Origin of the sequence: Aeromonas sp. HMWF014, from assembly GCF_963878295.1 — a bacterium.
In the GTDB taxonomy this organism is placed as follows: domain Bacteria; phylum Pseudomonadota; class Gammaproteobacteria; order Enterobacterales; family Aeromonadaceae; genus Aeromonas; species Aeromonas popoffii.
The window spans coordinates 905-7,541 of sequence record NZ_CAWNYS010000054.1; the positions used below are offsets into that span (position 1 = coordinate 905).

Genomic DNA, 6,637 nt, shown 5'->3' on the forward strand with positions numbered 1-6,637 from the left:
CAGGTGAGGACAAGGCAGAGGTGGCTACCCGGGTGGCGTGGAGTGGCGTGGGCATCAATCTGCACTGCAACGAGCCGACGGCAGAGGCCGTGGCCACCGCGGTGCGCAAGGTGGTACACGAACCGCGCTATCGGTCACGGGCGTGCCTGCTGGCCGACGAGATGGGGAGGCTGGATGCCAGGGCCGCCATCGCCGAGGCAGTGACGACCCTGCTCGCCAGCACTCGATAGTAGAGGGGGGGGGGAGCGGGTCTCCCTTTTTGTCCTGCTTCTGCTAAGTTTGCGGTTGTTAGCCGGCTTGTCATGCAAAGAGCAGGTGCCAGCGGCGATGGATACACTTTTTCATGTAAAAAGAGCCATCCCGACGTTGAATTCTTGGCCGACTCAGGAAAGAATGCGCGTTCGGTTATCGACCTCGGGCGCAGAGTGACTCGTCACAGGCCGGACCGAGGATGACACGGCCCCCGGCCAACTTGGTACAGGAAACCACACAGGAATTTTATGACTCCCCTTCGCACTGCCGCTTTGGCCCTTTTATGTACTCTGACGCTGGTCAGCCATCAGGCCGCCGCCGTTGAATACACACTGCCCGCGGCCAACAGCCGCCTGATCGGTGAGAACCTGGAATATGTGGTGCCTGCGGACAACCGTCCGCTGGAGCAGATCGCCGCCGACTTCCAGTTGGGCCTGACCAACATCATGGAAGCCAACCCGGGCGTAGACCCCTATCTGCCGACACCGGGCAGCAAGCTGATCATCCCCCATCAGCTGATCCTGCCGAATGCGCCCCGTGAAGGGATCGTCATCAACGTGGCCGAGATGCGCCTCTACTACTACCCCAAGGGCAAGAACGTGGTGGAAGTGCTGCCCATCGGCATTGGCCAGCTGGGTGTGAATACGCCGGAAAACTGGATCACCAAGGTTGAGCGCAAGCGTGCCAACCCGACCTGGACCCCGACCGAGAACATCCGTCGCCGCTATGCCGCCCAGGGCAAAACACTGCCTGCGGTCTGGCCGGCTGGCCCGGACAACCCCATGGGTCTGCACGCCCTCTATATCGGCAACCTGTATGCCATCCACGGTACCAATGCTACTTTCGGCATAGGTCTGCGAGTGAGCAGCGGCTGTGTGCGTCTGCGCGCCGACGACATCAAGTACCTGTTCGACCATGTGCCGGTCGGTACCCGTGTCCAGTTCGTCAACCAGCCAGTCAAGTTCACGGTCGAGCCGGATGGCGGTCGCTACATAGAAGTCCATGAGCCGCTGTCGCGCAATGAGGAGGAGTTCAATTCCACCGCCTCCGTACCGTTGCCCATGACTCCGGCTATTACCCGCTTCATCGCCCACATGGAAAGCGACTCCAATGTGGTCAAGCAGGTGCTGGAGCAGCGTTCCGGTATGCCGACACGTCTCAATCCCTGAGCCTGATGGCTGGAATCCGAGACTCGATAATAACAACGGCGACCTGATGGTCGCCGTTGTGGTTTCTGGCATTGGTGAGCACTATTCGTGGCTGATGGTGATCACCGCCATGGTATGGTGCGGATCAATCCATCGATAGGAAGCCTGGCTGGTGGCGAGACGCAGTGGCGACTGCTTTGCCAACTGCTGCAGATTGAGTGTCTCTGTGGTTTGCTTGGGGCCCGAGAGGCAGGTGACCTGCATTTGCTCCTCCTGCTGGTTGATGCGGCAGGCATCCTCCACGATGGCGCCGCTAAAGGTGATGCGCCCTGTGCTGCTTGCCGAAGTGGCCTGTGCCATCGATATGCCCAGTGTGGCGAGGGTGAGCGCCACTGCGATTGTCTTCATGCAGACCTCCAGATTGTCTTGCACTTGGGTAGGAAACCGCGTGTTCATTGCCTTGCATTGTCAGTATCGACGGTGTCTGGCTGGGCGTGGTGATTATTTGACCATTCGTCGTTAAGCTCGGAGCCAAAGGTCAGAATAAAAAAGAGGGCAACCCCAGGGGTTGCCCTCTTGCTATTCATCACGAGGAAAGCGCGGTTTTCTCTTTATATGCGGGGGTTACTTACCCGCAATGTTCAAACCACCGAAACGAATGAGCGGGGCATAGAAGCCCTTGCCATCGTCGTGGTGCAGCAGGTCGCCGACCGCTTCGAGCTCGCCGAGCAGGTGGTAGAAGTTGCCTGCGACCGTGATGCCGCGCACAGGCTGGATGCGAACGCCATCCCGACACAGGAACCCTGACGCCCCGAACGAGAAGTCGCCACTCACCGCATCGGCGCCCGAATGCAGGCCATCCAGCTTGACCAGTTCCAGATACTCGCCGGTTTTGACCTCGGCTTCGCTGTGGGGGCCTGTGCCAAATACCAGATGGCGCGCCGTCACATCCAGCGCACCGCGGGCACTGCGTGCGGCCGAGCCGTTGCTGGCCAGGCCGAAGTGGTGAGCGGTGGCGCTGTTGTGGAGCAGCGTCTTGAGCTCCCCCTCGCCAATGAGCAACAGATCCGAGGTGGGGGCCCCTTCACCGTCAAATGCCTTGATGTTCATGCCGCCCGGCATATAGGCCCGGCTCTCCAGAGTGAGCCAGCGGGAGGCCACGCTTTGGCCCAGCTTGCTGCGCCAGGGGTTGATCCCCTGCTGGGCCCACTTGCCCGACAGCGCCGCCTGGAAGCAGCCAAACAGGCTGGCGAAGCAGTTGGTGCTGAAGAGGGCGCTGTAGTGACCGCTCGGCACGGCTTCCCCCAGCAGCAGGCAGTCGGCCACGGCATGGATCTGCGCTATGAGGGCCTGGCTGTCGAGCTCGTCAAAGCGGCGGCCATATTGCCCCTGTGAGTGCATGGACTGGCGGCCAGAGCGCTCGATCAGCGCCGAGGTGTAGCAGCCGACGCTGAATTCACTGTGCTGGCAGAGACTGCCCAGACTGTTGGCGAGCCAGAGCTGACTCTCTCCTTCGAAGACGCTGTTATAAGGCGCGCCTGTGACATCCGGCAGGGCCAGCATGTCCGCCTCGAGGCGCAGGGCAAGGGCGATCTTCTCTTCCGCTGCCGTGGTATCGGGCTGGTTGATCTCGGCGCACTGCGTGCTGAGCAGGCTGCCGCTGACCCGGATGGCCTGATCCGCATCCACCTTGGCGAAGCGGCTGGCATCCAGCGCATCCTGCAACATGGCATCCAGTGCCGGCTCATCCAGGGATTCCGAGTAGGCGATGCCGACCCGGCCATCCTTGATGAGGCGGATGCCGAGCTGCTGGCTGCTGGTGGCCTTGTATTCACCCAACTCGCCCTTGTCGGCCTTGAGGGAGAAAGCTTTGTCCCGATTGGCGATGATGTCCGCCTCGGCATTGAGATCGGCGACCTTGTCCAGCAGGCGGGTGAGCAGCGTATTCATATCGAGTTGGCTCATCAGGCGTTCCCTCCGACCAGGATATGGTCGACCTTGAGTGGTGGCTGGCCGACGGATGCCGGGATCGAGCCGGAGACCGAGCCGCACATGCCGGCAGAGAGGGCGAGATCGCGGCCCACCATGGAGATCTCTTTGAGCACTTGTGGGCCCGTACCGATCAGGGTCGCCGACTTGAGCGGGCGAGTTACCTTGCCGCGCTCTATGAGGTAGGCCTCCTGCACGTTGAAGTTGAACTCGCCTGTGCCCGGCTGCACCGAGCCGCCGCCCATCCGCTTGGCATAGATGCCGTAATCCACCGTGGCCAGCATCTCCTCCAGGCTGTGGTTGCCCGCTTCGATATAGGTGTTGCGCATACGCGAGGCCGGGGCGAAGCGATAGGATTCGCGCCGTCCCGAGCCGGTGCGGGCATAGCCAGTCTTGAGCGCCCCCATGCGGTCGACCAGAAAGCCGGTCAGCACGCCATCCTTGATGAGTTGGGTGTGCTGGGCCGCCATCCCCTCGTCATCGACGTTGATGGAGCCCCAGGCATTGCCCTGCAAGCCTTCGTCCACCGCGTTGACCACGGGGTTGGCGATAAGCTGGCCCATCTTGTCGTGGAATACCGAGGCCTTCTTGGCGACCGAGGTGGTCTCCAGCAGGTGGCCGCACGCCTCGTGGAAGATGACGCCGCCAAAGCCGCTCTCCATGATGACCGGCAGGGTGCCGCTCGGGCAGGGGGCTGCGCCGAGTTTTACCAGCGCCTGACGGGTGGCGGTGAGGGCCAGCTCGCGCGGGTCTATGAGGGCCGCATGTTCCCAGCCCATCATGGCACCGGGGGCCTCATAGCCCACGCTCTGCTCGCTCCCTTCCATGGCGATGGTCTGGGCCATGATGCGGTTGTAGTGGCGACGATCGGCCACTTGCAGCCCTTCGCTGTTGAAGATCTCCACCTCCTGCTCCCAGCCCAGGGCATTGCCCGAAAACTGGCTTACCTTGGTGCTCTCGGCGCGGGCGGCAGCATCCATGGCATGCAGATAGGCAATCTTCTGCTCCAGTAGTTTGTCAGCACCGAGTGGCAGGGTAACCGGATTGCGGTCTGTGAAACGGGTGAAGTCGAAGGCGGTGGCGGTCACCACTGGGTCGCGTCTGTCTTTGGCCGCCAGCAGGGTGACGATGCGCAGCAGCTCGTTGCGTTCGGCCAGGTTGGTGTAGCCGTAGAGCACCTTGTGGCCGTAGCACAGGCGCACGCCTATGCCGAAATCGAGGCCGCCGCTGATATTTTCTATCTGGCTGGAGAGCAGGCTGAGCTGGCTGCGGCGCTTGCGCTCCACAAACAGCTCGGCGAAGTCGGCACCCAGCGCCAGCGCGTGATCGAGCACGTCGCGGGCGATGGCGGGGGCCAACAGGGAAAATGAGGTCATAGAATATCCTTTTCTGGTCTGTTTCCTGTTTGCTTCCGACACCCGTCTGATTGTGTTATGGGGTGTCGATTGCATTGTTGCAGACCAGCACAAAAAAGTCGCTACAGCGTCATGCGATGATACCGATTGAGAAAATCGGTGCGATAACTGCGCCCGGCAGCCCAGATCCTGGCCGCCGGCAGGGAAGATGAACGCAGCAGTGGACCTTGTTTAATCGCTGGTCGCCCAGGGGGCCAGGTGCAGCTTGCTCCGATCGCATCGGTTGGCGTCACATCCGGGCGAGATCAGAGCAGCTCGTGGATCTCGCCGAGGATCTGGTCGACCCACTGTTCGATGCGGGATTCGGTCTGGTCGTACTGGTTGGCGTCGTCAAGGGCCAGCCCGACGAAGTGACGGCCATCGTCGATCAGCGCCTTGGAGGCGTCGAACTCGTACCCCTCGCTGGGCCAGTAACCCACCAGCTTGACCCCCTTGGGCACCAGCTGATCGTGCAGGAGGCCCAGGGCATCCTGATACCATTCGCCATAGCCCAGCTGATCACCCAGGCCGAACAGGGCTATGATGCGCCCCTCCAGATGGACATCCTTGATGTCCTCCCAGCGGGATTCCCAATCTTCCTGCAGTTCGCCAAAGTCCCAGGTGGAGATGCCGAGGATCAGGATGTCGTACTCCTGCATGCGGACAAGGGGCACATCCTTGATGTTGTGGAGATCGACCAGCTCCGGGCCTATGAGAGCGCGGATCTTCTCGGCGGCCATCTCGGTGTAACAGGTGGTGGAACCGTAAAACAAACCTATCTTCATCGCACTGTCCTTACCGTAAAACAGATAGCTCTTTATCCTGGCGGCGCGTGGGGCTGGCGCGCGCAGAGGCTGCAGGGAGGGGCGCCAGTTTAACAGATTGCCCGCCACCCTTCACGGGGCAAGCGTGGTGAAGGCCTCATCAGATCCCGCTGTCGCCCAGCGCCGGGCGCGCTACAATGGGCCACCGTTTGCCCAAGACCCAGTACCATGACCAAGCCTGCGCCTGCCGTGCACAATCATCCCCTGATCGAACCTTTCCTCGATGCCCTCTGGCTGGAGCGGGGGCTGTCTGACAACACTGTCAGCTCCTATCGCAGCGATCTGGAAAAATTTGCCCTCTGGCTCGATGAGCAGGGCAGCTCCCTTCTGCTGGCCGGGATGGATGAGATCCAGCACTACCTCGCCTGGCGGGTGGATCACCAGTTTGCCGCCAGCAGCACGGCCCGCTTTCTGTCTGCCCTGCGTCGCTTTTACCAGTATCTGAACCGCGAAAAGCTGCGCAGTGATGACCCGACCGTGCTGCTGGAGGGCCCCAAGCAGCCCAAGAAGCTTCCCTCCGATCTCAGTGAAGGGGAGGTGGAGGCGCTGCTGCAAGCGCCGTTGGTGGAGGATCCGCTGGAGCTGCGTGACAAGGCGATGCTGGAGCTGCTCTACGCCACCGGACTGCGGGTCTCCGAGCTGGTGGGGCTCACCGCCGAGCATGTCAGCCTGCGTCAGGGGCTGGTGCGGGTGGTGGGCAAGGGCAACAAGGAGCGGCTGGTGCCCATGGGGGAGGAGGCGATCCACTGGCTGGAGCGTTACTACCGTGAGGCCCGCACCCTGCTGCTGGGGGGCACCAGCTCGGATGTGGTGTTTCCCTCCAGGCTGGCCCGCATGATGACCCGGCAGACCTTCTGGCATCGCATCAAGCTCTATGCCCTGCGCGCCGGGATCCATGGCGAGCTCTCCCCCCCTACCTTGCGCCACGCTTTTGCCACCCATCTGCTCAACCATGGCGCCGATCTGCGGGTGGTACAGATGCTGCTGGGCCATGCGGATCTCTCCACCACCCAGATCTACACCCATGTGG

General features: G+C 61.9%; 6 protein-coding genes and 1 pseudogene. 3 read left to right on the forward strand and 4 right to left on the reverse strand.

What is annotated here, in order from left to right:
• Together AAC083_RS22815 and AAC083_RS02155 are read left to right on the forward strand one after the other, a co-directional pair.
• Nucleotides 1–230 (forward strand): annotated as a pseudogene (locus tag AAC083_RS22815) (glycosyltransferase); the annotation flags it as partial.
• A 270-nt stretch (nt 231–500) separates the two neighbouring features.
• Nucleotides 501–1,421: a L,D-transpeptidase family protein gene (locus AAC083_RS02155; protein ID WP_108537910.1), complete on the forward strand. Its 921-nt coding sequence runs from the start codon at nt 501–503 to the stop codon at nt 1,419–1,421.
• 81 nt (nt 1,422–1,502) lie between these two features.
• On the opposite strand, the gene AAC083_RS02160 is transcribed toward AAC083_RS02155, so the two are convergent.
• The 4 genes from AAC083_RS02160 to fldB all read right to left on the reverse strand — a co-directional run bounded on the left by AAC083_RS02160 (nt 1,503) and on the right by fldB (nt 5,568).
• Nucleotides 1,503–1,808 (reverse strand): type 1 fimbrial protein, encoded by a 306-nt coding sequence (locus tag AAC083_RS02160; protein WP_181364884.1) that lies wholly within the window; start codon nt 1,806–1,808, stop codon nt 1,503–1,505.
• A 216-nt stretch (nt 1,809–2,024) separates the two neighbouring features.
• Nucleotides 2,025–3,365: a TldD/PmbA family protein gene (locus tag AAC083_RS02165; RefSeq protein WP_108537911.1), complete on the reverse strand. Its 1,341-nt coding sequence runs from the start codon at nt 3,363–3,365 to the stop codon at nt 2,025–2,027.
• Nucleotides 3,365–4,765, reverse strand: a complete 1,401-nt coding sequence (locus AAC083_RS02170) for a TldD/PmbA family protein (protein WP_108537912.1) — start codon at nt 4,763–4,765, stop codon at nt 3,365–3,367. Before AAC083_RS02170 ends, AAC083_RS02165 begins: the two co-directional genes overlap by 1 nt.
• A 284-nt stretch (nt 4,766–5,049) precedes the next feature.
• Entirely contained in the window at nt 5,050–5,568 is a 519-nt protein-coding gene (fldB, locus tag AAC083_RS02175; protein ID WP_108537913.1) for a flavodoxin FldB, read from the reverse strand.
• A gap of 207 nt (nt 5,569–5,775) precedes the next feature.
• Here fldB and xerD point away from each other — a divergent pair.
• Nucleotides 5,776–6,637, forward strand: an 862-nt coding sequence (xerD, locus tag AAC083_RS02180; RefSeq protein ID WP_108537914.1) for a site-specific tyrosine recombinase XerD, incomplete at its 3' end; no start/stop codon positions are given.

Excerpts from the sequence above, each read along its gene's own strand:
- AAC083_RS02155 (WP_108537910.1), top strand. The coding sequence starts at position 501 with ATGACTCCCCTTCGCACTGCCGCTTTGGCCCTTTTATGTACTCTGACG.
- AAC083_RS02160 (WP_181364884.1), bottom strand. The coding sequence starts at position 1,808 with ATGAAGACAATCGCAGTGGCGCTCACCCTCGCCACACTGGGCATATCG.
- AAC083_RS02165 (WP_108537911.1), bottom strand. The coding sequence starts at position 3,365 with ATGAGCCAACTCGATATGAATACGCTGCTCACCCGCCTGCTGGACAAG.
- AAC083_RS02170 (WP_108537912.1), bottom strand. The coding sequence starts at position 4,765 with ATGACCTCATTTTCCCTGTTGGCCCCCGCCATCGCCCGCGACGTGCTC.
- fldB (WP_108537913.1), bottom strand. The coding sequence starts at position 5,568 with ATGAAGATAGGTTTGTTTTACGGTTCCACCACCTGTTACACCGAGATG.